13 protein-coding genes and 3 rRNA genes are annotated in these 23,529 nt (G+C 46.9%); 6 read left to right on the top strand and 10 right to left on the bottom strand.

Going from position 1 to position 23,529, the window contains the following annotated elements:
* The first annotated feature begins 91 nt into the window (after positions 1–91).
* Positions 92–1,333, top strand: a complete 1,242-nt coding sequence (locus tag FJD32_RS05495; RefSeq protein ID WP_140906990.1) for a dicarboxylate/amino acid:cation symporter — start codon at positions 92–94, stop codon at positions 1,331–1,333.
* A gap of 67 nt (positions 1,334–1,400) precedes the next feature.
* Here the strand turns inward: FJD32_RS05495 and FJD32_RS05490 are convergent, their stop codons facing one another.
* Together FJD32_RS05490 and FJD32_RS05485 are read right to left on the bottom strand one after the other, a co-directional pair.
* A complete protein-coding gene (locus FJD32_RS05490) occupies positions 1,401–2,024 on the bottom strand; it encodes a 2OG-Fe(II) oxygenase (RefSeq protein ID WP_140906989.1) in 624 nt (207 codons plus the stop codon).
* A gap of 224 nt (positions 2,025–2,248) precedes the next feature.
* Positions 2,249–4,399 carry a M3 family metallopeptidase gene (locus FJD32_RS05485; protein ID WP_140906988.1) on the bottom strand — a complete coding sequence of 717 codons (2,151 nt, stop codon included), beginning with the start codon at positions 4,397–4,399 and terminating at the stop codon, positions 2,249–2,251.
* Between the two features lie 345 nt (positions 4,400–4,744).
* Here FJD32_RS05485 and FJD32_RS05480 point away from each other — a divergent pair, with 345 nt between their 5' ends.
* The 3 genes from FJD32_RS05480 (at position 4,745) to FJD32_RS05470 (ending at position 9,436) form a co-directional block, all read left to right on the top strand.
* A complete protein-coding gene (locus FJD32_RS05480) occupies positions 4,745–5,953 on the top strand; it encodes an IS4-like element IS10A family transposase (protein ID WP_088585542.1) in 1,209 nt (402 codons plus the stop codon).
* A 481-nt stretch (positions 5,954–6,434) separates the two neighbouring features.
* Positions 6,435–8,492, top strand: coding sequence for a bifunctional 2',3'-cyclic-nucleotide 2'-phosphodiesterase/3'-nucleotidase (locus tag FJD32_RS05475; protein WP_140907356.1), 2,058 nt, complete (start codon positions 6,435–6,437; stop codon positions 8,490–8,492).
* Between the two features lie 227 nt (positions 8,493–8,719).
* On the top strand, positions 8,720–9,436 hold the full coding sequence (locus FJD32_RS05470; protein WP_140907355.1) for a DUF2057 domain-containing protein: 717 nt from the start codon (positions 8,720–8,722) through the stop codon (positions 9,434–9,436).
* Positions 9,437–9,460: 24 nt separating this feature from the next.
* On the opposite strand, the gene FJD32_RS05465 is transcribed toward FJD32_RS05470, so the two are convergent.
* Positions 9,461–10,499 (bottom strand): IS630 family transposase gene (locus tag FJD32_RS05465; protein WP_140907354.1). Its coding sequence is split into 2 segments (ribosomal slippage): positions 9,461–10,039 and positions 10,041–10,499, totalling 1,038 coding nucleotides; the frame shifts between segments, so codons are not numbered across the junction.
* A gap of 183 nt (positions 10,500–10,682) precedes the next feature.
* Between FJD32_RS05465 and FJD32_RS05460 the strand changes: the two genes are divergently transcribed.
* Positions 10,683–11,709 (top strand): IS630-like element ISSpu8 family transposase gene (locus tag FJD32_RS05460; RefSeq protein WP_205403030.1). Its coding sequence is split into 2 segments (ribosomal slippage): positions 10,683–11,132 and positions 11,134–11,709, totalling 1,026 coding nucleotides; the frame shifts between segments, so codons are not numbered across the junction.
* Positions 11,710–11,801: 92 nt separating this feature from the next.
* Here the strand turns inward: FJD32_RS05460 and rrf are convergent.
* From rrf to pssA, 4 genes are all read right to left on the bottom strand, one after another.
* A 5S ribosomal RNA gene (gene rrf, locus FJD32_RS05455) occupies positions 11,802–11,917 on the bottom strand.
* A gap of 124 nt (positions 11,918–12,041) precedes the next feature.
* Positions 12,042–14,934: ribosomal RNA gene (locus tag FJD32_RS05450) — 23S ribosomal RNA — on the bottom strand.
* Positions 14,935–15,245: 311 nt separating this feature from the next.
* Positions 15,246–16,788, bottom strand: a 16S ribosomal RNA gene (locus tag FJD32_RS05445).
* The 16S, 23S and 5S rRNA genes sit together here, the layout of an rRNA operon.
* Before the next feature lie 739 nt (positions 16,789–17,527).
* Positions 17,528–18,298, bottom strand: a complete 771-nt coding sequence (pssA, locus tag FJD32_RS05440) for a CDP-diacylglycerol--serine O-phosphatidyltransferase (protein ID WP_140906520.1) — start codon at positions 18,296–18,298, stop codon at positions 17,528–17,530.
* A gap of 91 nt (positions 18,299–18,389) precedes the next feature.
* Here pssA and FJD32_RS05435 point away from each other — a divergent pair, with 91 nt between their 5' ends.
* Positions 18,390–18,851, top strand: a complete 462-nt coding sequence (locus FJD32_RS05435; RefSeq protein ID WP_037431384.1) for a DUF4124 domain-containing protein — start codon at positions 18,390–18,392, stop codon at positions 18,849–18,851.
* Positions 18,852–19,017: 166 nt separating this feature from the next.
* Here FJD32_RS05435 and clpB read toward each other — a convergent pair whose 3' ends face one another.
* The 3 genes from clpB to rluD all read right to left on the bottom strand — a co-directional run bounded on the left by clpB (position 19,018) and on the right by rluD (position 23,457).
* Positions 19,018–21,591, bottom strand: coding sequence for an ATP-dependent chaperone ClpB (gene clpB / locus FJD32_RS05430; protein ID WP_037431382.1), 2,574 nt, complete (start codon positions 21,589–21,591; stop codon positions 19,018–19,020).
* Positions 21,592–21,708: 117 nt separating this feature from the next.
* Positions 21,709–22,482: a peptidoglycan editing factor PgeF gene (pgeF, locus tag FJD32_RS05425; RefSeq protein WP_140906519.1), complete on the bottom strand. Its 774-nt coding sequence runs from the start codon at positions 22,480–22,482 to the stop codon at positions 21,709–21,711.
* A gap of 3 nt (positions 22,483–22,485) precedes the next feature.
* Entirely contained in the window at positions 22,486–23,457 is a 972-nt protein-coding gene (gene rluD / locus FJD32_RS05420; RefSeq protein ID WP_140906518.1) for a 23S rRNA pseudouridine(1911/1915/1917) synthase RluD, read from the bottom strand.
* Positions 23,458–23,529 lie beyond the last annotated feature (72 nt).

Here is a 23,529-nt window from a genome sequence, read left to right as displayed (position 1 = left end):
GCCGCTTGGTATAAGTTCATTTACTTCAAGTGGATACACATACTAGCATCTCAGGTCTATGGGCTTGTAATGATATATTTTTGGAAAACGCATGATCCTTCAAACTATTAGCCGCATCCCTTTTTGGCAAAAAGTCCTCACAGGCTTTATCTTAGGTGCGCTCGTTGGCGTGTTATTAGGCGAAAGCGCAACTGTGCTTAAACCGCTTGGCGATCTATTTATTAGCGCGATTAAGATGCTAGTTGCGCCACTGGTCTTCTGCGCTATCGTGGTAAGTATTACCTCGCTAGGCTCTCAAACCAATCTAAAACGCCTAAGCCTTAAGACCTTAGGCATGTTTATGCTAACAGGTACAATCGCCTCGTTAATCGGCTTAGCCGTTGGTTCGCTTATTGATATGGGCGGCACGATGCAGCTGGCCACCACTGAAGTCCGTGAGCGCAATATACCCGGGTTTGCGCAGGTGCTACTCGATATGATCCCTGTCAATCCATTTGCCTCACTGGCCGAAGGTAAAGTACTGCAAATTATTGTGTTTGCCGCTTTAGTCGGGATTGCCATCAACAAGGTTGGCGAGAAGGCTGAGCCGCTAAACCGCACGATTGAAGCGGGCGCCGAAGTCATGTTCCAACTAACCCGCATGGTGCTCAAACTCACTCCTATTGGTGTATTTGGTTTAATGGCTTGGGTGGTTGGTGAGTATGGTTTATCAACCTTACTGCCCTTAGGCAAATTTATTGCCGCAATCTACATTGCTGCCCTTGTACATATGATTTTTGTGTATGGTGGCTTTGTGAAATTAGCAGGATTAAGCCCGATACAATTTTTCCGTAAAGCATTGCCAGCTCAATTAGTTGCCTTCAGCACTTCGTCAAGCTTTGGCACGCTGCCCGCAAGTACTAGAGCGGTTGAAACAATGGGTGTTTCTAAGCGTTACAGTGCCTTTGTCATGCCTCTTGGGGCCACCATGAACATGGATGGCTGTGGTGGAATCTACCCTGCGATTGCCGCGATTTTTATCGCGCAGATTTACGGTATTCCACTCGATACCTTAGATTATGTGATGATCGCAGTGACCGCGACCGTAGCTTCTGTTGGCACCGCAGGTGTTCCAGGTAGTGCCATGGTAATGTTGACGGTAACCTTAGGTGTGATTGGTTTACCGCTCGAAGGTATCGCCTTTATTGCCTCAATCGATCGAATTATCGATATGATCCGAACCACGACAAACGTCACTGGCGATATGATGACAGCCGTCGTGATAGGTAAGTCAGAAAATGAACTAGATGTTGAACAGTTTAATGCTAAGGATACACAAGCATCACTAGCCTAACTAATACCTAGGATTGGATAACTGTATACAAAAAACCACCTTAACTAAGGTGGTTTTTTTCGCCCTTTTAAAAGCCATGCACGCTATTGCTCACCCTAAACCAACCCGCAATACTGTTGCGTTTAGCCAAGGTTTTAGTCACCTCATGGGGAAAACGCTCACTTAAGAAAATCACAAAGTGCCCCATTTTAGGCGCGATGCGCTCAATCTCGTTATCATCTTCATCAAAAATGACTAACTCACCACAATGTTCGGGTATCCAGTCAGGATTAAGGAAAAAAACTGTCGTTAAAATACGGTTTTGGCTACCTTTCAATGCATCCACATGCTTTTTATAGAAGGCACCAGGTTGGTACACCGCATAATGGCTTTCATAGTCAAACAAGCCCATAAATAAGCGACGATTGAGCCCTTCTTTTAATTGCATCATCAAATCTAAATAAAGCGAGTCAGGCTCATGCTGCTCGTCCAACCACTGAATCCGATCACGGCGAATATCGGGGTTAAGTTGTTGTTCTGCACCACGTCCGATGGAGGCCGCTTTTAGCTCATGTATTTCTGTCGCTTGCACTTTTTCCAATAAAACTTGGCTTATATGGGCAGGCACTAACTCGGGTAAAAAGATATAGCCTTTGTCTACCAAGGCGTCAGCGATCACATCCAGCACTGCTTCACTTAATTGCGAAACCATTAATGCTACATCCAATAATAAGAGGCTACGCTTTAGCTGTACTCAAGGGCTCAAAGGAAGGGGAAACTGAGCCTGATTTTCGAGGGGCGTCGATACGGGATAAAGAAGTTATCCCACAGTCAAATTTGGCGGGATTTTAGAGTAAAGATTATCGAAAAACAATAGCATAAAAAAAGCTTGATAGGTTGCCCTACCAAGCCTTTGGCCCTTTTACAATGACTCGTTTAGTCGACTAAACCACGACGTTTTAATAAGGCATCGGTCGTAGGTTTTTGACCAGTAAAGTGAATGTAATTCTGCATCAAATCTTCGCTGTTGCCTTTAGACAATACCGCTTCACGGAACTTATCGCCGTTTTCAGCTTTTAAGCCCCCATGTTGGCCCATATAGGCGAAGGCATCGGCGGCAAACACTTCTGTCCACAGGTAAGCGTAATAACCGGCTGAATAGCCACCCGAGAAGGCATGGCTAAAATAGCTCGACTTATAACGCGGTGGGATCGGCGCGAAATCGAGGCCGTGTTTGGCTAACACTTGATGCTCAAACTGTTCCACATCCTTAATTTGGGTGTCGGCACCAATCGAGTGCCATTCCATATCCAGTAATGCAGCCGCTAAATACTCAACGGTATCAAAACCTTGACCAAATTTATTCGAGGCTAAGATTTTATCGAGTAAGGCTTTAGGAATAGGTTCACCAGTTTGATAGTGCTTGGCGTAATTGGCAATGACTGCTGGGTCAATGTTCCAATCTTCGTTAACTTGAGACGGAAACTCCACAAAGTCGCGCGCCGTAGAGGTACCTGCCACACTCGGGTATTTCACCTTGGAGAATAAACCGTGCACCGCATGACCAAATTCATGGAACATAGTGGTCACTTCATCGAAGGTCATCAAGGTTGGGCCGTCAGCAGGTTTCGGGATATTCAGGGCGTTATACACAACCGGTTTAGTACCGAGTAGCCCGCTCTGAGTGACAAACTCATCCATCCAAGCGCCGCCGCCCTTGCCTTCACGGGCATAAGGGTCGAGATAGAACAGGCCAATTGAGCTGTTGTCTTTATCGAAAACCTCAAAGGCGAGCACATCGCTATGCCATACTGGTAAATCGGTGCGAGGTTTAATGCTAATGCCGTAGAGTTTGTTCATTGCGAAGAACAAACCATCCTTGAGCACTGAATTGAATTCAAAATAAGGTTTGATGCTGCTCTCGTCGAGGGCATACTTTTGTTGGCGCACTTTCTCGGCGTAATAAGCCCAATCCCAAGGTTGCAATTCAAAATTGCCGCCAGCTTTTTTGATTTCAGCTTGGATATCCGCCGCATCGGCCTTAGCGTGAGCCAACGCCTTAGGCGCCAAGTCATCTAAAATTTCATACACTGCGCTTGGCATTTTAGCCATTTGGTCGGCCACGGCATAGGCAGCCCAAGTATCAAAGCCGAGTAAATTGGCTTTCTTGGCGCGCAGCTGCGCCATCTTCACGATTAAAGGGCCATTGCTAGCAACGGCACGGTGGGCCGAGGTTTCCCAGACTTTTTGGCGCAGTTCACGATTATTTAAACTGGCTAAAATAGGCTGACGCGTCGTGTTCACTAAGGTAATCAAGTAACCCGTTTTACCCGCTGCTTGCGCTGCGGCCGCTAAGGTCGCGATTTCACTATCAGATAAACCGTCTAGCTGTGCCTTGTCGGTCACGACAATCACATCGTCTTTAAATGACTTTAAACTGTTTTGGGAAAACTCAGTCGCTAGGGTGGCCAACTCAGCGTTGAAATCACGCATTTGGGCTTTATCGGCATCGGATAATTTGGCCCCTGCACGCACAAACTGATCGTAATAAAACTCGACTAAGCGCTTATCTTCAGCATTTAACGTGTCACGTTGTTGATACACGGTTTCAACACGTGCAAATAAGCTTGGATCTAAATAAATGTTATCGCGATGAGCCGATAACTTAGGCGCTAAATCCGCCTCCGTTTTTTGAAAATTATCATCGGAGATCAAACCCGCGAGGTTAAAGAAGGTGCGTGACACTCGAGTCAACAACCCACCCGACGTTTCCATAGCTAAAATGGTATTCTCAAAGGTCGGCGCCTGTTTATTGCCAATAATGGCGGCGATTTCAGCCTCGTGCTCTTTTATCCCCTGCGCAAAGGCGGGGGCATAATCCGAGCTCTTGATCAAATTAAACTGCGGTGCTTGATCTTGTAATGGACTCTTGCTTAATAACACATTGGTCGCATCTATTTGAGCTGGTGTTGAAGCAGCTTTGGCTGCGACCGCATTAGTAGCTTCAGAATTTACAGCAGAATTTTCAGAACAGGCGCCCAATAACAACGCCGCGGTAACAGCGGTAAAAATAACAGACTTACGCATATTAACTCCCTTAAGTGTCACTGCCCTGTCTTTATATTTTTTAAGTGAAAGGTGCGAGTAACGGATTTTGGCTTCTCTTCCAACGAGTGCATCTTCAAGGCACTGTCGTCGACGCACAACCTTAGCAAGTTAACCGCCATTCAGCCAAGCTTTCGACCAACGTATTCAAGGCTAAATTGTATCGCTTTATGTGTGACGAACCTCAAATAACATCATCAAGCGAGCACCACTGCCATGCCCTGAAGAATCCCCTGATGATTTACAAATAAATCATCAAATTAGGGTGGAAGCGCATCTTGTTGCATGATCAAATGGTTTCGCCAAAAACTACACTTGGACAACAAGATGCGCGAAGCCAATATCCTACTACATTCTTTACACCAATACTGCCCAGAACTTCACCTAAAACGATTAAACAGCTTGATGCTGGCCTCTAAGGCGCTGATTGAATGTAAGACACTGACCTTGACTGAGTTAGGTCGAAATTTACCAACCACGGCCCGAACCAAGCACAACATCAAGCGCATTGATCGTTTGCTCGGCAACACGCATCTGCATCAAGAACGGTTAGCTGTCTACCAATGGCATGCCAGCCTCATCTGTTCTGGTAACCCTATGCCGATTGTGCTCGTCGATTGGTCAGACATCCGAGAGCATAAACGCATCATGGCTCTGCGCGCCTCAATAGCCTTCAACGGCCGCTCTATTACCCTGTATGAGAAGTCCTATCCCCTATCAGAACAATGCTCTAAGGCCTCCCACAACGGTTTTTTAGCGGACTTAGCCAAGATTTTACCTTTGCATGTTACCCCTCTCATCGTGACTGACGCGGGGTTCAAAGTGCCTTGGTACAAAGAGGTTGAGGCGCATGGTTGGTTTTGGCTAAGCCGTATTCGCGGTACAGTTCAATTTGCAGATATTGGCGCTGAAAATTGGCGTGCAGTTCGCAGTACACATGACTTGGCCAACGGTCAAGCGAAGAGCCTGGGTTGTAAGACCTTGACCAAAACTAACCCTATCAATTGCCATCTCACGCTTTATCGTAGCAAACCTAAGGGGCGTACAAATCAGCGTTCAACGAGGACTAATTGCCACCATCCATCGGCAAAAACGTACTCAACATCGGCGAAAGAGCCTTGGGTGTTAGCCAGCAATTTACCACCAGAATCTCGGAGCCCAAAGCAGCTGGTAAACCTGTACGCCAAACGTATGCAAATAGAGGAAACCTTTCGTGACCTCAAAAGCCCGGCATACGGCTTTGGCTTACGCCAAAGTCGTACCAACAGTCCAGAGCGATTCGACATCATCCTACTGATAGCGTTGATGGTTCAATGCCTGTTGTGGCTAGTTGGTTTACACGCACAGCAACAGGGCTGGGATAAGCATTTTCAGGCCAATACCATTGGGCATCGAACGGTACTCTCAACGATTCGCTTGGGATTGGAGGTACTCAGGCGGCCTGATTATCAAATCACGGAGAAAGAATTGCTGGCGGCCTGGGTATTATTCGCCAATCAGTTGCTCAAATATGGCTATGCTATGGCTGATTTATGAGGGGATCCTTCAGTGCCATGCCCACATTACATCTGAATAATAAAAATCATAAACAACATGATAAATATAAAAATAATTTAATTTAAAAATAATAAGTTACCTAAGAACAATTATAAAAACGCTAAAGGTTAACGCAATAATGATATAAAAACCGGTTTAAAATCAAACCATTTTAATAACAAATATTAATTATCTTTAACAAACAACCAATCCAAGTGTTTATCCAACAGACAAACAAAAATCACGTCATATATCGACTGTAATTTAACCAATCAAATTCATTGTCACAATTTAATACAGCCTTTATCCAATTAATGTCACATTCAGATCATCAAATGTCTTTATAATCCTGTTCGTTAACTTAATGCTTCTGTAACTAATCGTTTTCAGAACAGTTTTCAGAATATGAGTTAACTGGATGATGGGTATGCTCAAAAATAGAGCATGTATTAGGGTCACATAAATATAAATAGAGAAAACTATGTTAAATAAAAAACTACTCGCAGTGATGATCACTGCCGCCCTTGGTGTAAGCGCCTGTGGCTCAGATGATGAGCCAATTGTTCAAGCGGATTTACGTGTATTAGAAACCACCGATCTGCACACGAATATCATGGATTTCAACTACTACAACGGCAAAGTCGATCCAACAATTGGCCTAGCGCGTACCGCAAGTTTAATTCATGCGGCTCGTCAGGAGTCCAAAAACAGTGTGCTCGTTGATAACGGTGACCTACTTCAAGGTAGTCCAATGGGCGACTATATGGCTAAAGTCGGTCTGCAAATGGGCGATGTTCACCCGGCTTATAAAGCGATGAACCTACTAGATTACGAAGTGGGAAATATCGGGAATCACGAATTTAACTATGGTTTAGATTTTTTAAATAAATCACTTCATGGTGCTAAATTTCCTTATATTAACGCCAACGTATATTGTGCTGATGAAAACGGTTGTTGGAATAATGTGAAAAAAGGTGAGCATTTATTCACCCCATATATCATTAAAGAAAAACAAATTATCGATAACGAAGGAAATAACCAAACCATTAAGATTGGTTATATTGGTTTTGTGCCGCCACAAATCTTATTGTGGGATAAACAAAATCTTACTGGCAAAGTTAAGGTTGAAGATATCGTCGAGACAGCAAAGAAATATGTGCCTGAAATGAAGGCGAAAGGCGCTGATTTGATTATCGCGATCCCCCACTCTGGTATCGGTTCAACAGAGAATCCTGGCGATCCAATGGCGGAAAACGCTACCTACGCGTTAACGAATGTAAAAGATATTAATGCCATTATGTTTGGTCACAGCCACTCCATCTTCCCCGATGCCAAATATGCCGACCTACCTAATACAGATGTGACTAAGGGTCTATTAAACGGCGTCCCAGCCGTCATGCCTGGACGTTGGGGTGATAACTTAGGTGTGGTTGACTTTAAACTAGAGCGTAAAGACGGTAAATGGGTGGTACTTAGTGCAACGACTAAGGCTCGTCCTATCTATGATGGCACAACTAAAACGCCATTAGTGGAAGCAGACGCTGCCATTCATGATGCAGTCGCCGCCGAGCACCAAGGCACACTTGCCTTCGTGGATGAGCCAATTGGGGTTGCTGCCGCCGATATGTATAGCTTCTTGACCTTAGTGCAGGACGATCCAACGGTGCAAATCGTTTCCGATGCACAAATAGCCAACGTAAAAGCCAAACTCCCAGAGGCGTTAAAAGATCTGCCTGTATTATCGGCCTCTGCGCCATTCAAAGCCGGCGGACGCCATGGCACAACCAGCGATGCAGACCAATACGTGCAAGTGGATAAAGGCGCATTGACCTTTAAAAATGCTGCCGATCTTTATCTCTACCCTAATACCATGGTGGCGGTAAAGGCCACAGGTGCAGAGCTGAAAGACTGGCTGGAATGTTCCGCTAACCAGTTTAAGCAAATCGACCCAAGTAAAACAACGCCACAGGAGTTAATCAACTGGGACGGTCATCCAACCTACAACTTCGACGTACTCGATGGTTTAACTTATAAAATTGATGTCACTCAACCAAGTAAGTTCGACCGTGACTGCGCTGTTGTCAACGCCAATGCTAACCGTATCGTCGATTTAAGCTATACCGATGAAAATGGCAAAGTATTCACTGGCGAAGAATTTGCAGCCAAAGAATTTATCGTGGCCTCAAATAACTATCGCGCCTTTGGTGGTAAGTTCGCCGGTACAGGCAGTGACCATGTGGTTCTGGAACTGCCAGATACCAACCGTGAAGCCTTAGCGGCCTATATCACAGCGCAATCTAAGTACAATGAAACAACAGGCAAGTACGAAGGCATGGTAAACCCAAGTGCTGACTACAACTGGGATTTCAAAACCATCAACACGAATGTGACCCTTGATATTCGCTTCCAAACCCAAGATAGCGATAAAGCCGCAACCTTTATCGAAGCGAATAAACAACGCGAAATGACCAAACTGAGTAAAGATGAACTTGGTTTTGCCGTGTACCGCATCAACCTAAGCCAAGATAAAACAAAGTAATTTGCGTTACTTCCACTTAGATTAAGTTAAAGAGAAGTAGGTTTAACCTAGCTTCGTGCTTTGGATCAGAAAAGGCTCTTCGTGAGCCTTTTCTTTTAGTTTCATCCCTGCATGCTCTAAACCTTAACAAAATAAACTAAATGAGTTTATTCCTTTGCCATCTAAGGTTTTGTGTAATCCGCTATCTCACTTATCATTAATACTTGATATAAACGAAGAGAAAGCTTATGAAATCCCCTTCTATACTGTGTGCATCAACCCTATTGCTTGCCAGCCTACAACCCGCTTGTGCCGAAGTAATTCTACAGCTTCCAAGCGATGTCGAGCTGCTCACCGTAAATGGACAAAAGCCATTAAACACCTCACCTGTTACGCTAAGTAATGGATTGAACCAAATCGCTTTTCGCTACAATGCTCAATACCGTAAACAGGCAAATTCAGTACGCTATCAATCGGACGTGCTGATCATTCGCTTTAATCAAACAGACCAAGAATTACATCTCAAACTGCCCAATATAGATTCGGCTAAGGCTGCAAAGCAATTCGATGAGTTACCATTACTCATGCTTTTAGATAAGCATAATCAAGTGATTGCGTTCGACCAAGATAGATTAGTGAAAAACGGGTTACAGATAGGCCGAAACTTCGAGCAGGAAATCTTTCAGTATAATCAGGGACAACATCCCGCCTCGATAACGTTTACCACTCAGCAAAGCCTGCCTCAAGTATCAGCGACAACGAGTGCACCAACTCTGCCTGCCACCGCTTCTGCGACGTCCACTACAGTGACCACCACAGCAGTCGCATCCACAGCTGCAATAACACAAAGCACAGCGCCTGATTCACCAACTCAAGCCGAAATCAGCCATATGCTGGATTATTGGTATCAACTCGCCGATGACGTCACTAAAGCAAAGTTCAAAGCCAAAATTAATGGGCAATAAGCTTATTCGTTATACCATTCCGTATTAAAGCTCAGTCACCTTCGCCCATTCCCGAGAGCACATCTTTATCACGCGTTTTGTACAACTGATAAAGCTGTTCCATGCTTGGCTGCAGGCATCCACTATGTCCTCATATCCTTTAAAACAGCGATTGGCGAGATAATGTTGGCGCAGCCAACTCCATACCTGTTCGATAGGGTTTAGTTCTGGGGAATATGGCGGCAGTTTGAGGATCGACAGGTTAGGGATATCAGCAGCAATGTCATTGGTATGCCAACCCGCACCGTCCATTACCACGACTGCATGGCGGCCAGATTTGGTGCGTTTTGCAATTAGCTCCAGGTGCTGGTGCATGATGTCCTTATTGACGAATGGCGTGATGATGGCTTCCGTTTCTCCTGTTGCAGGACAGACAGCGCCGAAGAGGTGCGCATATTCAAACTGCTGCTGTTTTAACGCTCTTGGTCTACTACCTTTGGGGGCCCAAAGGCGTGTCGTTGTATTTTGCTGGCCGAATCTTGCTTCGTCCTGAAACCAAATATCAATCTGGTGGGGTTGTATATGAATGGGAGTGTGAAGGATCGTTTCCAGAGGAAACTTTTTTAAAAGCGTCCTGTAACCTCTGAGTTTGTTTTGGATGCCTAGAGCGGCTGGTTATCCAACAGAATCCCATGCTCTTGAGTAGCTTGTAGATGTGATTGGGATGGTACTCGACATTAAACTCACTCGAGATGTATTGCTGGATGTCTGCCCCAGTGAGTCTGCCGCCCTCATCTGATTGTGCTTTGAACTCAATGTATCTGGCGAGTCTCCTTTTTTGCTCATTTGACAATGACGGCTTCTTCCCAGGGCGTGGTTTATCTTCAAGTCCTGCCAGTCCTTGCTCAAGATAGCTGGAGACCCATAAGTTGACGCTAGATCTGGCCACCTTCAACTGGTTTGCCACCTGAGTGCGGTTATGGCATTGCAAAAATAGCGATACAGCGAGCAATCGCATGCGCTTATGCGGATTTTTTTCTCTTTTGGAGAGGCTAAGCAGACTTTCAGCAGTTTTAGATTTCATAATCCAATTTTAAGCTGTTGGGTTGCTTGCTATTAGATCAGACTTCAATGCGGAATGGTATAATCATCTAATAACATTTAGATGTTTTGAATATGTAGATGTTTTGAATATGGGATCGCTATGTTATACCAATTATATTAATTATGTGATCTAATTGGTCATCAGTTTTTAATCATACAAAATATGAATAATCCCCACATCGCAGCCTTAGTAAAATCGGAGAAAAGTGCACGCAAACGTATGCGCTATCTTGCCTTACTCCATTTCACTGAAGGTCATTCTCGTACCGCCATCGCAAGCATGCTTAAGGTCAGTAGAACCAGTGTCAATCGCTGGGTCACCGCCTATTTAACCCATGGGCTGACTGGCCTTGACAATGCGCCCAATCCGGGCCGTCCTGCGACACTGTCCATCACACAACAAGCTAAGCTTAAAGCGTTCGTACAGCACAGAAGTCTATCTGAACAAGGTGGCAGGTTGATGGCCAAGGATGTCGGCCTATTTATTCAGTCTGAATTTGGTGTGACGTTCAAGCAAGCAAATATCTACCGCTTGCTGCATCAACTTGGCTTCTCATGGATTACCACTCGCTCTCGCCACCCGAAACAATCTGAGGCTATACAAGAGGCTTTTAAAAAACTTCCGGATGGCAACGATCCTTAACACACCTGGGCACGTTGCACTCGATCGCATTGACGTTTGGTTTCAAGATGAAGCCCGCTTTGGCCAACAGAATACCACCACCCGTATTTGGGCTGAGAAAGGGACCCGTCCACGGGCCGTCAAGCAGCAACAATTTGAATCAGCGTATCTATATGGCGCCGTGTGTCCGGCAACGGGGGCGACACAAGCGATTATTGCCCCGCATGCCAATAGCGAATATATGAACGAGCATTTAAAACTGATTTCAGCCGCCACCGCATTTGGGCGCCATGCGCTGGTCATCATGGACGGCGCAGGCTGGCATCAACAGGATTTGGCCGATGACTTTGATAATCTGACGCTTCTCAAGTTGCCACCTTATTCACCGGAGTTGAATCCAATAGAGCAGGTATGGCAATGGCTGCGTCAAAATGTGTTGGCCAATCGTTGTTTTAGTGGTTATGACGATATTGTCGAACAGTGCTCTATCGCATGGAATACCTTCATTGAGAAGAAAGCAAGAGTGATAGAATTGTGTACTAGACCATGGACAATTTTGACCAGTTAGTTAATGGAATTGGTATTACAACAAACAGGCAGTTTGAAATTTCAAAAACAAAAAAGCCAGCTTGTTCAGCTGGCTTCATTGTTTAATTAGGCGCTTGGCGATGACCTACTCTCACATGGGGAGACCCCACACTACCATCGGCGCGATTGCGTTTCACTTCTGAGTTCGGGATGGGATCAGGTGGGACCACAATGCTATTGTCACCAAGCAAATTTGGTATCTACTCCCCATCTTATGTGGGCAGTAAATGAATTTGGAAAGCTGTATTGAGTACCACTTCTTAAGTGTTGCTATTCGTCTAAGTGCTACTTAGCAAAACCCATCTGGGTTGTATGGTTAAGCCTCTCGAGTCATTAGTATCAGTTAGCTCAACGCCTCACAACGCTTACACACCTGACCTATCAACGTCCTAGTCTCGAACGGCTCTTTAGTGGACTTATAGTCCAAGGGATGACTCATCTTGGGGCTCGCTTCCCGCTTAGATGCTTTCAGCGGTTATCGATTCCGAACATAGCTACCGGGCAATGCCATTGGCATGACAACCCGAACACCAGCGGTTCGTTCACTCCGGTCCTCTCGTACTAGGAGCAACTCCCCTCAATCATCCAACGCCCACGGCAGATAGGGACCGAACTGTCTCACGACGTTCTGAACCCAGCTCGCGTACCACTTTAAATGGCGAACAGCCATACCCTTGGGACCGACTTCAGCCCCAGGATGTGATGAGCCGACATCGAGGTGCCAAACACCGCCGTCGATATGAACTCTTGGGCGGTATCAGCCTGTTATCCCCGGAGTACCTTTTATCCGTTGAGCGATGGCCCTTCCATTCAGAACCACCGGATCACTATGACCTACTTTCGTACCTGCTCGACGTGTCTGTCTCGCAGTTAAGCTGGCTTATGCCATTGCACTAACCGTACGATGTCCGACCGTACTTAGCCAACCTTCGTGCTCCTCCGTTACTCTTTGGGAGGAGACCGCCCCAGTCAAACTACCCACCAGGCACTGTCCTTACCCCAGATAATGGGGCCAAGTTAGAACATCAACACTACAAGGGTGGTATTTCAAGGACGACTCCATCAGAACTAGCGTTCCAACTTCATAGTCTCCCACCTATCCTACACATGTAGGGTCAATGTTCAGTGCCAAGCTATAGTAAAGGTTCACGGGGTCTTTCCGTCTAGCCGCGGGTATACGGCATCTTCACCGCAATTTCAACTTCACTGAGTCTCGGCTGGAGACAGCGTGGCCATCATTACGCCATTCGTGCAGGTCGGAACTTACCCGACAAGGAATTTCGCTACCTTAGGACCGTTATAGTTACGGCCGCCGTTTACCGGGGCTTCGATCATGAGCTTCTCTTGCGATAACCCAATCAATTAACCTTCCGGCACCGGGCAGGCGTCACACCGTATACTTCCTCTTGCGAGTTTGCACAGTGCTGTGTTTTTGATAAACAGTTGCAGCCACCTGGTATCTGCGACTCCCGTCAGCTTAGAGAGCAAGTCTCATCACCAACAAGAGCGTACCTTCTCCCGAAGTTACGGTACCATTTTGCCTAGTTCCTTCAGCCGAGTTCTCTCAAGCGCCTTGGTATTCTCTACCCGACCACCTGTGTCGGTTTGGGGTACGATTCCCGCTAACCTGAAGCTTAGAAGATTTTCCTGGAAGCATGGCATCAACTACTTCATCCCCTTGGGGACTCGTCATCAGCTCTCAGTGTATAGTGACCCGGATTTGCCTAAGTCACCCACCTACCACCTTAAACGCGGACTACCAACGCCGCGCTAGCCTAGCCTTCTCCGTCTCTCCATCGCAGTTAGCGGAAGTACAGAAATATTAATCTGTTTCCCATCGATTACGCCTTTCGGCCTCACCTTAGGGGTCGACTCACCCTGCCCCGATTAACGTTGGACAGGAACCCTTGGTCTTTCGGCGAGGGGGTTTTTCACCCCCTTTATCGTTACTCATGTCAGCATTCGCACTTCTGATACCTCCAGTGTGGGTTACCCCTTCACCTTCAACGGCTTACAGAACGCTCCTCTACCGCGCAACTCTAATGAATTGCACCCGTAGCTTCGGTGGTATGTTTAGCCCCGTTACATCTTCCGCGCAGGCCGACTCGACTAGTGAGCTATTACGCTTTCTTTAAATGATGGCTGCTTCTAAGCCAACATCCTAGCTGTCTAAGCCTTCCCACATCGTTTCCCACTTAACATACACTTTGGGACCTTAGCTGACGGTCTGGGTTGTTTCCCTTTTGACGACGGACGTTAGCACCCGCCGTCTGTCTCCCGAGTAGTACTCATTGGTATTCGGAGTTTGCAAAGGGTTGGTAAGTCGGGATGACCCCCTAGCCTTAACAGTGCTCTACCCCCAATGGTATTCGCTCGAGGCGCTACCTAAATAGCTTTCGAGGAGAACCAGATATCTCCCGGTTTGATTGGCCTTTCACCCCCAGCCACAAGTCATCCGCTAATTTTTCAACATTAGTCGGTTCGGTCCTCCAGTTGATGTTACTCAACCTTCAACCTGCCCATGGCTAGATCACCGGGTTTCGGGTCTACGCCTTGCAACTAAACGCGCAGTTAACACTCGGTTTCCCTACGGCTCCGCTATTCGCTTAACCTCGCTACAAAACGTAAGTCGCTGACCCATTATACAAAAGGTACGCAGTCACGGTCTCAAGAACCGCTCCCACTGCTTGTACGTATACGGTTTCAGGTTCTATTTCACTCCCCTCACAGGGGTTCTTTTCGCCTTTCCCTCACGGTACTGGTTCACTATCGGTCAGTCAGGAGTATTTAGCCTTGGAGGATGGTCCCCCCATATTCAAACAGGATATCACGTGTCCCGCCTTACTCGTTTTCATCAAAGGTTAGTTTTCGTGTACGGGGCTATCACCCTGTGCCGCTGGACTTTCCAGACCATTCCACTAACACCCCTCTGACTTAAGGGCTAATCCCCGTTCGCTCGCCGCTACTAGGGGAATCTCGGTTGATTTCTTTTCCTAAGGGTACTTAGATGTTTCAGTTCCCCTCGTTTGCCTCATTAAGCTATGTATTCACTTAATGATGACCGCTTATGCGGCCGGGTTCCCCCATTCGGACATCGTTAGCTCAAATGCTTGTTACTAGCTCGCCAACGCTTTTCGCAAGTTACTACGTCCTTCATCGCCTCTGACTGCCAAGGCATCCACCGTATACGCTTAGTCGCTTAACCATACAACCCAAATGAGTTTCACATCACTTGCGTCGTTGCGACCAGCTGGTTTTACTTGTCTCATCTTCGACCAAGAAGATGGACTCGCCTTAGACTTGAATATTCAAGACACTTAACAAGTGTTTTAAGAACTCAATTTTTTTCGTATTAACACAACGACAGACATCATTGCGTTAATTACTATCAGCTTTCCAAATTGTTAAAGAACAATGCATACCGGCTCGCGGTGCATGTCGCTCTCCCTTCCCTTACAGGAAGTTCAACAAGCCATCTGTGTGAACACTCAGCAAACATCGAGTTAGTCGTATAGGTAAGGAGGTGATCCAGCCCCAGGTTCCCCTAGGGCTACCTTGTTACGACTTCACCCCAGTCATGAACCACAAAGTGGTGAGCGCCCCCCCGAAGGTTAAGCTACCCACTTCTTTTGCAGCCCACTCCCATGGTGTGACGGGCGGTGTGTACAAGGCCCGGGAACGTATTCACCGTGGCATTCTGATCCACGATTACTAGCGATTCCGACTTCATGGAGTCGAGTTGCAGACTCCAATCCGGACTACGACGAGCTTTGTGAGATTAGCTCCACCTCGCGGCTTTGCAACCCTCTGTACTCGCCATTGTAGCACGTGTGTAGCCCTACTCGTAAGGGCCATGATGACTTGACGTCGTCCCCACCTTCCTCCGGTTTATCACCGGCAGTCTCCCTAGAGTTCCCACCATTACGTGCTGGCAAATAAGGATAGGGGTTGCGCTCGTTGCGGGACTTAACCCAACATTTCACAACACGAGCTGACGACAGCCATGCAGCACCTGTCTCAGAGTTCCCGAAGGCACTAAGCTATCTCTAGCGAATTCTCTGGATGTCAAGAGTAGGTAAGGTTCTTCGCGTTGCATCGAATTAAACCACATGCTCCACCGCTTGTGCGGGCCCCCGTCAATTCATTTGAGTTTTAACCTTGCGGCCGTACTCCCCAGGCGGTCTACTTAATGCGTTAGCTTGAGAGCCCAGTGTTCAAGACACCAAACTCCGAGTAGACATCGTTTACGGCGTGGACTACCAGGGTATCTAATCCTGTTTGCTCCCCACGCTTTCGTGCATGAGCGTCAGTCTTTGTCCAGGGGGCCGCCTTCGCCACCGGTATTCCTCCAGATCTCTACGCATTTCACCGCTACACCTGGAATTCTACCCCCCTCTACAAGACTCTAGTTCGCCAGTTCGAAATGCTATTCCTAGGTTGAGCCCAGGGCTTTCACATCTCGCTTAACAAACCGCCTGCGCACGCTTTACGCCCAGTAATTCCGATTAACGCTCGGACCCTCCGTATTACCGCGGCTGCTGGCACGGAGTTAGCCGGTCCTTCTTCTGTAGGTAACGTCACAGATGAGCCGTATTAAGACTCACCCTTTCCTCCCTACTGAAAGTGCTTTACAACCCGAAGGCCTTCTTCACACACGCGGCATGGCTGCATCAGGGTTTCCCCCATTGTGCAATATTCCCCACTGCTGCCTCCCGTAGGAGTCTGGGCCGTGTCTCAGTCCCAGTGTGGCTGATCATCCTCTCAGAACAGCTAGGGATCGTCGCCTTGGTGAGCCATTACCTCACCAACTAGCTAATCCCACCTAGGTTCATCCAATCGCGAGAGGCCCGAAGGTCCCCCTCTTTCCCCCGTAGGGCGTACGCGGTATTAGCAGTCGTTTCCAACTGTTATCCCCCTCGACTGGGCAGATCCCTAGGCATTACTCACCCGTCCGCCGCTCGCCACCTCAGGAGTAAACTCCCTTGTGCTGCCGCTCGACTTGCATGTGTTAGGCCTGCCGCCAGCGTTCAATCTGAGCCATGATCAAACTCTTCAATTAAAGTTTTTTGAATCCGAAGATTCGGCTCAATGAATTCTGAATCGACTTAACTTAATAAGTCGTTGTACATATTGCTATGAACACTCATTCATTGATTTAATTCTTTGATTACTCGCCAAACGGCAGAGTAATTTCGATTAACTCAACACCTGTGAGTGTCCACACAGATTTCTTGTTTAGATTGTTAAAGAGCGTTTGACCTCATCGCTTACGTTACCGCTCACTGGGTCAGGGCTGCGTATTCTACGCATTTCCCTTGTCGCGTCAAGGCGTTTTTACAAACTTCTTGAGGCTTTCGAATCAACTGCACAATTTGCATTCGATTCGCACTGTAACCGCGTTGGCTTTCGCTGTCTGCCGTGTCAGTGGATGCGCATTATAGGCAGCGAAACTTTTTGTGCAAGGGCTTTTTTAACAAAACCTGCCTAATGGACAAATAACCAACAAATCTTCAAGTATTGGGTGGATATGCTGCTATTTTTCTCACTTCGGCTGGTAAGTTTGGCATATGTAGAAAGGATGTGCAGGAAATTCTATAGATCGAATAGCCTTAAGAAAGGGCGCTTTAAAACTTTTACATATATAGATGAGTATGTCCGGTGCAGAGAAACGGTTCAAGAATAGGGAATGGCGACTCTTGAACCGTAGAACTAACATGGCATAAAAGATTGAGAATGTAGGAACTGTCGGACTAAGGATTATCCGTAGAACTTTTTGAACCCTTGGTGCCCTCTGCTGTTTATTGTTCCTTTTCATGCTCTCCATCACCCACAATATGGGCTACTTTTAGCTTTCTCACGGTACGAATAGTGATCACAGGCCCCGAGATGGCGTAGAGATAAAAACCAATGCAGAGGATTAAAGCTGGCTGAACCGAAACCACAACAAATACACCCACAACGAATAGGATGGCGATAAAGTTCACTTTGCCGCGCCAGTCAATCTCCTTGAAAGAGTGATAACGGAAATTGCTCACCATTAATAACCCCGTGATTGCTGTAATCAATCCGGCAATCCAACTGATATTCTTACCATCGAGATTGTACTGATTACCAAGCCAAATACTGCCGGCAATAACGGCCGCAGCAGCAGGACTTGCTAAACCTTGGAAGTAACGTTTATCCGCAACACCGACTTGGGTATTAAAACGTGCAAGCCTTAATGCTGCTCCTGCGCAATAGATAAACGCCGCCAACCAACCGATTTTACCTAAATCCGCCAAGGCCCAATTATAGGCGAGCAGTGCTGGAGCCATGCCAAAGGACACCATATCCGCCATGCTGTCGTATTCAGCACCAAAGTCACTTTGAGTATTCGTCAGCCTTGCCACTCGTCCGTCAAGACCGTCACAGATCATAGCCACAAAAATCGCGATTGCTGCCGCTTCAAAGTTGGCATTCATCGAGGCAATCACAGCGTAGAAACCGGAAAACAAGCCTGCGGTTGTGAATAAATTGGGCAGTAAATAGATACCCTTATTCTTTACTGTTTGATTAGAAGAATTTTGCATACACTTATAAAGCTATGAACAGGAATGGAAGTAGGCTTCAAGATAGCATATTTTACTATCATGTCGATGGGTGCCCTAAGGGATGATGTTTATGTTAATGAAAACAAATTTGAGCGTGGTATTTTTAGGTTTTGTATACCTAGCGCTGCTCACACAACCCGTGCTGGCGGGCGCTATTTACATTTGGGTCGATAAGAACGGGGTGACTCATTACAGTCAACAACCACCGACTCAGGAACAACAAGCGCAGCAGTTGAATAGCAATGATCTTGAACCGAGTAAAATTGGCTATATAGCTCCCGTTAAAAAGGAAGCGCCTCCTGAAATGTCTGAGTCCGAAAAATCGGCGGCTTTAATTAAAGAGAAAGATGCCAAGCAAGCAGAAGCAATTTGTGAAAACGCTAAACATAATTTAGATGTGTTAACGACGCATACAAAACTCACCCGCCAAGAAGACGGTAATAAAGAACCTGTCGCGATGACAGAAGAAGAGCGCCAAGCAGCCATTACTGAGAATCAACAGCGGATCAAACTATTTTGCAATAAAAAATAACGCCCAGAGTTTGTAATAGGCACCACTAAAAATCTTGATGGCAATGCCACACTATTGCTAACCGCTATTTTATCTGTAACCGATATAGGCAAAAAAAACCGAAGTCCAAGACTTCGGTTTTTTGTTTAGGTAAAGCAGCATTTAGCACAGAAAATATCCGCGCAAATTATTGCTCGAATACCAACTCACCACCAGCGCAACTGACCTTGATAGGTTTGCCGGGTAGTAAATCGCCACGCAGTAATTTTTGCGCTAATGGGTTTTCCATCTCCTGCTGCAAGGCACGTTTCAGCGGTCTTGCGCCATAGACTGGATCGAAACCAATTTCGGCGATTAACGATAATGCCTCGTCGGTGATCTCCAGCGTATAGTCTTTCTCTGCCAAACGCTTACGCAATGAAGCAATTTGGATAGAAGCAATATGCTTGATATTTTCCGCATCCAAGGGATGGAATACCACAGACTCATCGATCCGGTTTAAAAACTCGGGTCTAAAGCTATGGGTTACCACATTCATCACCGCGCTCTTCATTTCGCGATAACTTAGGTGGCCAAATCCTTCTTGGATAATGTCAGAGCCTAAGTTTGAGGTCATGATGATCACCGTATTTCTAAAGTCGACGGTACGACCTTGACCATCGGTTAAGCGGCCATCATCCAGCACCTGCAGCAAAATGTTGAACACGTCTGGGTGAGCCTTTTCCACCTCATCGAGCAAAATCACCGAATAAGGCTTACGACGCACCGCTTCAGTTAAGTAACCGCCCTCTTCATAGCCGACATAGCCTGGAGGCGCCCCAACTAAACGGGAAACTGCGTGTTTCTCCATAAATTCAGACATGTCGATGCGCACTAAGGCCGATTCCGTATCGAAGAGGAACTTAGCCAACGACTTACACAACTCAGTTTTACCCACACCGGTTGGTCCTAAGAACAGGAACGAACCAATAGGACGATTGGGATCGGCAAGCCCTGCGCGGCTACGACGAATCGCATTAGCGACCGCATCCACAGCTTCGTTTTGGCCAATCACGCGCTCATGCAGTGCAACTTCCATTTGTAACAGTTTTTCACGCTCGCCTTCAAGCATCTTAGAAACCGGAATACCCGTCGCCTTTGATAACACTTCAGCGATTTCTAAGTCAGTAACTTTATTGCGCAGCAGTGTCATATCCTGCATTTCAGCTTGCGATGCCAAGTCCAATTGCTTTTCAAGCTCTGGAATACGGCCATATTGCAGCTCGGACATACGCGTTAAATCACCGGCGCGGCGCGCGACTTCTAAATCCATCCGCGCTTGCTCAAGGTCGGCTTTAATATGCTGAGTACCTGCCAACGCCGCTTTTTCGGTGCGCCAGATTTCATTAAGCTCCGACGCCTTAGCCTCAACTTCATGCAACTCGACACGTAAATGTTCGAGTCGACGACGGCTCGCCTCATCGTTTTCTTTGGCCAATGCCTGCTCTTCCAGTTTCAACTGGATAGCACGGCGCTCCAATCTGTCGAGGGATTCAGGCTTAGAATCCATCTGCATACGGATGCTCGACGCCGCCTCGTCAATTAAGTCGATGGCTTTATCGGGTAATTTACGGTCCGACACATAACGGTGCGACATAGTGGCCGCCGCTACAATCGCCGGATCGGTAATTTCCACATGGTGATGCAGCTCATAACGCTCTTTCAAGCCACGTAAAATCGCAATGGTGTCTTCAACGCTTGGCTCATCCACTAATACTTTTTGGAAACGACGCTCAAGGGCGGCATCCTTTTCAATATATTGACGATACTCGTCAAGAGTCGTCGCCCCAACGCAGTGGAGATCGCCACGGGCCAAAGCAGGCTTTAACATGTTACCCGCGTCCATAGCGCCATCGCCTTTACCCGCGCCCACCATTGTGTGCAACTCGTCGATAAAGAGGATCACTTGGCCTTCTTCCTGCGCAAGCTCATTAAGCACGGCTTTTAAACGCTCTTCAAACTCACCACGATATTTAGCGCCCGCAATTAATGCGCCCATATCTAAGGATAAAACGCGTTTATTTTTAATCCCTTCAGGGACTTCACCGTTCACAATGCGCTGAGCGAGGCCTTCAACAATCGCGGTTTTACCCACGCCAGGCTCACCAATCAGCACTGGGTTGTTTTTGCTACGACGTTGCAGTACTTGAATAGTGCGGCGGATTTCATCGTCACGGCCAATGACAGGATCGAGTTTGCCCTGCTCGGCACGTTCAGTAAGATCAACGGTAAACTTTTTCAGCGCTTGGCGTTGGTCTTCCGCATTAGGATCATCCACATTCTGACCACCACGCATTTGCTCAATGGTTTGTTCCATTAGCTCTTTGGTCGCGCCGGATTTTTTAAGGCATTGTGCTAGTGCATCGCTGCCCTCAAGCGCCGCGAGAACGAACAACTCACTGGAGATATATTTGTCTTTACGCTTTTGCGCCAATTTATCGCAAAGGTTTAATAAACGAATTAACCCTTGGGATAACTGCACATCACCGCCAGTCCCTTCTACTTGGGGAAGACGCTCAAGCTCTTGGCTCAACAGCGAGCGCAGCGCACTCACCCGAATACCAGCTTGAGTTAATAAGGGATGGATAGAACCAGAATCCTGGTTAAGCAGCGCCATCATCAAATGTAGCGGTTCGATAAACTGATGATCACGCCCAAGTGCTAACGACTGGGCATCTGAGATGGCAAGCTGAAATTTATTAGTCATACGATCGAGTCGCATACAGCCTCCTAAAACTCACAAATAAGGTACAGCATTTTGTTAGTTAAAAGATGGGGGCTATTTGACCAATTTCAAGCTAGATGGCTAGAAATAAATACAAATTATAGGGGAATAAACTTAAGACTTAAGCCAGATCAAGGAAGCCATACGACCAGTGATTTTATCGCGGCGATAGGAGAAATAATCCTGGTTCAATACAGTGCAAATATCGGCGCTGTAGATCTGTGTAATACCCTGTTGCTTTAAGCGTAATTTGGCTAATCCGATAATATCGGCAAGGTATTTATCGCCTCGCGCAATAAAACAACTTTCCGCATTAGGATCTTTTGCCATAAAGGCGGCACGCACTTCGGCGCCAACTTCAAAAGCGCTAGGACCAATAGCCGGCCCTAAGTAGGCGATAAGTTCGTTTGGCTTTGAGGTAAAATGCGCCACGGTCGCCTCAATCACCCCATCACACAGTCCGCGCCAACCGGCATGGGCAGCAGCAACTTCAGTCCCTTGTTGATTACACAAAAGCACCGGCAAGCAATCAGCGGTCATCACCACGCAAACCCGTCCAGCGAGGTCGGTATAGCTGGCATCGGCGACCAAAGGTGGCGTATTTTGCAAGGCCACACACTCTGATTGAGCTTCTTGAGTAAGATTAATTGGGACGATATCGGCCAAATCAATCACTCGAGTACCATGGACTTGCTCCAACCACACAGGCTCAGTCGCAAACTGTAACTGCTGTGCTAGTAAGCCACGATTAACCAATACTTGCTGCGGCATATCTCCAACATGCAATCCTAAGTTCAGACTGTCGTAGGGGGCAAGACTCACACCGCCATGGCGATCTGTCATTGCAATTGCCACATTGTCAGGTACTGGCCAATCGTGCATCAACATCAGTTAGTACTCAATCGGATGTTCTAAAGTGTCTTGACGCAGCGCTTTAGTCAAAATCACCATATCTTCTGGGATCGGCGCAGTCCAGCTCATGATTTCACAGGTCACAGGATGCGCTAATTCCAATCGCACCGCGTGCAGTGCTTGGCGTTTAAAGTTTTTCAAAATCTCGAAAAACTCAGGACTTGCTGCTTTCGGTGGTTTTGGACGGCCACCATATACAGGATCACCCACCAACACATGGCCGATATACGCCATATGCACACGAATTTGGTGAGTACGTCCAGACTCTAAACGTAATCTTAAACGGGTATGATTACGGAATTTTTCCGCCACACGATAATGGGTCACCGCGGGTTTACCCGAATGATGCACCGCCATATGAGTACGTTTCGTCGTATGACGGCCAATCGGCTCATCGACAGTGCCACCCGCCGTCATAGTACCGAGGACAATCGCCTCGTACTCACGGGTGATTTCACGGGCTTGCAGTGCGGCCACTAAATGGGTTTGGGCTTCAACTGTTTTGGCCACCACCATCAAACCTGTGGTGTCTTTATCCAAACGGTGCACAATACCCGCACGTGGCACGTGCTCAATATTAGGGCAGTGATGCAGCAATGCGTTCATCAACGTACCGTCGGCATTGCCCGCACCGGGGTGAACCACTAGTCCCGCCTGTTTATTGATCACTAAAATATCATCGTCTTCATAGACAATATCCAGCTCAATGGCTTGCGCAGCCGCATGCACTTCTTCTTCGAGCGTGGCGTTAATTTCAATTTGCTGCAGCTCAAAAACTTTTTCGCGCGGCTTGTTTACCATTACGCCATCAACATAGACTGCATCAGATAGGATCCATTCCTTGATGCGCGTGCGCGAGTAATCAGGGAACAACTCAGCCAGCGCTTGATCCAATCTCAAACCAGTTTGTGTTGCCGAAATCTCGCTTTTTAGATTAATCTCTTGTGTCATAGGAACCGTATCCCCATTTTGGGGTCAAAAAATGTGTGCTATCTGTTACAATCGAATGCTTTCTATTTTATC

The organism is Shewanella sp. LC6, from assembly GCF_006385735.2.
Classification (GTDB): domain Bacteria; phylum Pseudomonadota; class Gammaproteobacteria; order Enterobacterales; family Shewanellaceae; genus Shewanella; species Shewanella xiamenensis.
Note: the sequence above shows the minus strand (reverse complement) of the source record. Positions and strands in the feature narration are given on the sequence as shown.

Bases quoted from the DNA above. Each gene is read 5' to 3' on its own strand.
- FJD32_RS05495 (WP_140906990.1), top strand. From the start codon at position 92: ATGATCCTTCAAACTATTAGCCGCATCCCTTTTTGGCAAAAAGTCCTC.
- FJD32_RS05490 (WP_140906989.1), bottom strand. From the start codon at position 2,024: ATGGTTTCGCAATTAAGTGAAGCAGTGCTGGATGTGATCGCTGACGCC.
- FJD32_RS05485 (WP_140906988.1), bottom strand. From the start codon at position 4,399: ATGCGTAAGTCTGTTATTTTTACCGCTGTTACCGCGGCGTTGTTATTG.
- FJD32_RS05480 (WP_088585542.1), top strand. From the start codon at position 4,745: ATGCGCGAAGCCAATATCCTACTACATTCTTTACACCAATACTGCCCA.
- FJD32_RS05475 (WP_140907356.1), top strand. From the start codon at position 6,435: ATGTTAAATAAAAAACTACTCGCAGTGATGATCACTGCCGCCCTTGGT.
- FJD32_RS05470 (WP_140907355.1), top strand. From the start codon at position 8,720: ATGAAATCCCCTTCTATACTGTGTGCATCAACCCTATTGCTTGCCAGC.
- pssA (WP_140906520.1), bottom strand. From the start codon at position 18,298: ATGCAAAATTCTTCTAATCAAACAGTAAAGAATAAGGGTATCTATTTA.
- FJD32_RS05435 (WP_037431384.1), top strand. From the start codon at position 18,390: ATGTTAATGAAAACAAATTTGAGCGTGGTATTTTTAGGTTTTGTATAC.
- clpB (WP_037431382.1), bottom strand. From the start codon at position 21,591: ATGCGACTCGATCGTATGACTAATAAATTTCAGCTTGCCATCTCAGAT.
- pgeF (WP_140906519.1), bottom strand. From the start codon at position 22,482: ATGTTGATGCACGATTGGCCAGTACCTGACAATGTGGCAATTGCAATG.
- rluD (WP_140906518.1), bottom strand. From the start codon at position 23,457: ATGACACAAGAGATTAATCTAAAAAGCGAGATTTCGGCAACACAAACT.